The organism is Desulfuromonadales bacterium (genome assembly GCA_035620395.1).
Taxonomy (GTDB): domain Bacteria; phylum Desulfobacterota; class Desulfuromonadia; order Desulfuromonadales; family DASPGW01; genus DASPGW01.
This window is the reverse complement of record DASPGW010000050.1, coordinates 1-3,032: the sequence shown is the minus strand read 5'-3', so window position 1 is coordinate 3,032 and position 3,032 is coordinate 1. Positions and strand designations below refer to the sequence as shown.

General features: G+C 60.1%; 6 protein-coding genes. 4 read left to right on the top strand and 2 right to left on the bottom strand.

The window, feature by feature from the left end; all coding sequences use genetic code 11:
* On the bottom strand, positions 1-824 hold an 824-nt coding region (murB, locus tag VD811_03205), incomplete at its 3' end, for a UDP-N-acetylmuramate dehydrogenase (GenBank protein HXV19986.1).
* A gap of 243 nt (positions 825-1,067) precedes the next feature.
* On the opposite strand from murB, the gene VD811_03200 reads away from it, so the two are divergent.
* Together VD811_03200 and VD811_03195 are read left to right on the top strand one after the other, a co-directional pair.
* Entirely contained in the window at positions 1,068-1,343 is a 276-nt protein-coding gene (locus tag VD811_03200) for a prevent-host-death protein (GenBank protein ID HXV19985.1), read from the top strand.
* Positions 1,343-1,618, top strand: a complete 276-nt coding sequence (locus VD811_03195; GenBank protein ID HXV19984.1) for a plasmid stabilization protein — start codon at positions 1,343-1,345, stop codon at positions 1,616-1,618. Before VD811_03200 ends, VD811_03195 begins: the two co-directional genes overlap by 1 nt.
* A 91-nt stretch (positions 1,619-1,709) precedes the next feature.
* On the opposite strand, the gene VD811_03190 is transcribed toward VD811_03195, so the two are convergent.
* Entirely contained in the window at positions 1,710-1,973 is a 264-nt protein-coding gene (locus tag VD811_03190) for a hypothetical protein (protein ID HXV19983.1), read from the bottom strand.
* Between the two features lie 272 nt (positions 1,974-2,245).
* Here VD811_03190 and VD811_03185 point away from each other — a divergent pair, with 272 nt between their 5' ends.
* Positions 2,246-2,581: a toxin gene (locus tag VD811_03185; protein ID HXV19982.1), complete on the top strand. Its 336-nt coding sequence runs from the start codon at positions 2,246-2,248 to the stop codon at positions 2,579-2,581.
* 218 nt (positions 2,582-2,799) lie between these two features.
* Positions 2,800-3,032, top strand: a 233-nt coding sequence (locus tag VD811_03180; protein HXV19981.1) for a hypothetical protein, incomplete at its 3' end; no start/stop codon positions are given.

The following is a 3,032-nucleotide window of genomic DNA, read 5'->3' as shown; positions in this document are numbered from 1 at the left end:
GGGAGAGGATAGTGGACGATGGACGGCTCCCGCTCGATGAGGGCGCGGAACTGCCGGGAGGAGATCACCGGGTTCTTGAAAAAGCTGCCTGCGTTGCCGAACTCCGCGGGATCGGGCAGTTTGGCCCTGCGCACCTGGCAGACCCGGTCAAAGATCTCGGAGGGGGTGGGAGCAAGGTTGCCGGATTGCTCCGGCAGAGAGGCCAGATCCGGATAGCCGAGCACCGGCTGCCAGGGCCGGGGCAGGCGCAGACGGACCCGGGTGATGAGAAAGGCGCCTGCCGCCTCCCGCTTGAAGACACTGTCCCGATAGCCGAACCGGCATTCGTTGCGGTCCAGGGTGCGGGTATGGCCGGTGGCCAGGTCAACCGCATCCAGCGATTCGAAACGCTCGGCCAGCTCCATTCCGTAGGCGCCGATGTTCTGGACCGGGGCGGCGCCTACCGTCCCGGGTATGAGGGCCAGATTTTCCAGGCCGGGCAGCCCCCGGGCCAGCGTCCACTCCACCAGTCCATGCCACGACTCGCCGGCCCCGGCCTCAACGATCCAGGCATCCTCGCGGGCTTCCACCAGCTCCAGACCCGGCACCTCCACCTTGACGACCAGGGCGCTCACATCCCCGGTGAGCACGATGTTGCTGCCACCCCCCAGGATGAACCTGGGCAGGCGACCCAACTCGGGGTGAGCGATCACCGTGCACACATCCTCCACACTCCGCACCCGTACCAGACGGGAGGCCCGGCAGAAAAAACCGAACGTATTGAACGCTCTGAGATCTACATCGTTTTCAATCAGGAGAGGTTCTCGACTATTTGATTTTTTCATTTGCCCCTATCTCCGCTCCGCTCATCCCTGAAGTGCTTCGGGTCAGGTTTGCGAAATTCAGCGTCACAACATCCTAAAGCAGTGCTCTTTTCTTGTCCTGTAAAATTTCCACACCGAATTACGGGGACACCCCACTTCATTCGTCCGCACCGCAGAGGACGTGGAAGCGTGTAGCCCCTTGCTATTCTCTTCCCCGCCTGCTACGATTCAAGTACCAAATCAAGTACCAAAAGAGGTAACGATATGAACACCATTCCGGCCCAGGAGATCAAGCGCCGCGGCATCGCCGCCGTGGACGAGCTGATCGAGAAGGGGGACATCCACGTGATCCGCAACAACCGGCCGCAGTACGTGGTGCTGACCGAGGAGCGCTACCAGGAACTGGTGGCCGAGGCGCAGGAGGCCTACCTGGCGCGGGTCCGGACGGCGCTGGAGGATGCGAAGGCGGGGAGGGTGCAGAAGTTCAAGAGTGCCGCCGACCTGCTGCAGGCCCTCGATGCCGACGATGAGCCGGCCTGATGTTCACCATCACCACGCCGGAGCAGTTCCTGCGCCAGGCCCGCAAGTTCTTCCGCAAACATCCCGAGCTCAAGCCCCGCTTCGCCCGGCTTCTGGCCGACCTGCAGCACGACCCCTTCCAGCCCGCCCTCGGCCTGCATCCCCTCTCCGGCCGCCTCACCGGCTGCCATGCCGTGCGGCTCACCTACAGCTATCGCGTCACCCTCACCCTGCTGATCGCCGAGGAGGAGATCATCCTGCTCGACATCGGCAGTCATGATGAGGTTTATCGATGACGGATGAGGGCGCCGCGAAAGAAAAAGGGAACAGACGCTTTTCGGTAAAGCAGCCAGTCCCTTTTTTTGTCCTCGGCCGAGTTCGGCCCTCCTAATCGAGCAGAATATGATCCCCGGGATTTTTCAGCTCCTGGAGTTCAGGGTAGATTCCCTCCAGGTCATTGAGAAACCTTTCGAAGCTTTTGAATAAGGCCTGGCTTTCCCCATGCCAGGGGATGGCCACCTGGTGGTCACAGTGGGTGCAGGTGTCCGTGGCACTTTCGCCGGCGGGTATGGCGCGGTAGATGGTGTAATATCCGCATGCGGAGCATTTCTGCCGGTGCAAAACGGGTTTGACCTCTCTTTCGATGAGCATGGCTCCCTCCTTGGGTTCTGGTCGGCTCGCCGGGTTTGCCGAATATCGTTCTCTCTTCCTTTATCGGTCAGATGGGTGCAGGAAATCAAGGCGTCGCCCGAACAATCCCCGGCGTGGTTGGTCATTTCTCTTCGCGCGGAAACGCCAGACCTTCCTTCTTTGAATGCGAAAGTCTTCCATCTTTACCAAGGCGGCATTTTCAAGTAGCATGTCTCCACCTTCTCCGGAAATACCGCCGCCACGGCCGACCGACCTAGCAGGCAGGAAAAAGCATGTCACCCTTCATCTACTTTCCCACTCCGACCTTCGCCGCCAAGCTCGAAAAGATCGAGAAGCACGACCCGCCGGGGCACAGCCGCATCCTCGATGTCATCAACCGGCTCCTGCACAACCCCGCCGACGCCGACGGCTGGATGCACGGCGTTCACCATGGCCGGCTCAAAAAGTACGTCGGCCGGCGCGACTACCGGCTGATTTATCACTGGTGCGAACAGTGCCGCAAAGAGGGGAAAAAGCTGGCGGAGCAGTGCGGCTTCTGCCATGAAGTCGCCGACAACAGCGTGATCTTCTTCGACGTCTATCACAAGAATGCCGCCGACCGGCTGTAGCCGTCCCGTTTATTGCCTCCCCGGATAATTAACGGGGGGACGGTTCCTGAATCCATCGATAAGTACAAATAGCTACCGCCAATTCCCCCCAGCCCGCCATGTGCAGGCTTTGTTTTTTCTGATATTTCCCACTTCCCCCTCCACGTTTTGACGCTTCGATATCAAGCAGTAAACTGATAGCAGCCAGTTCCGAAGGCTCCATTTTCCGGGAGGTTGCCATGGCCAAAGCCAACAAGGTCAACAAATGGATGATCGACCCCGCGGACGCCGTCATGCTGCTGATCGACCATCAGAGCGGGCTGTTCCAACTGGTCAAGGACATCGACCTGCCGGTGCTGCGTTCGAACGTCATTGCTCTGGCGAAGGTGTCGCATCTCGCGGACATTCCGACCTTCACGACGGCATCAGTGCCCGACGGTCCCAACGGCCCGCTGATTCCCGAGATTCACCA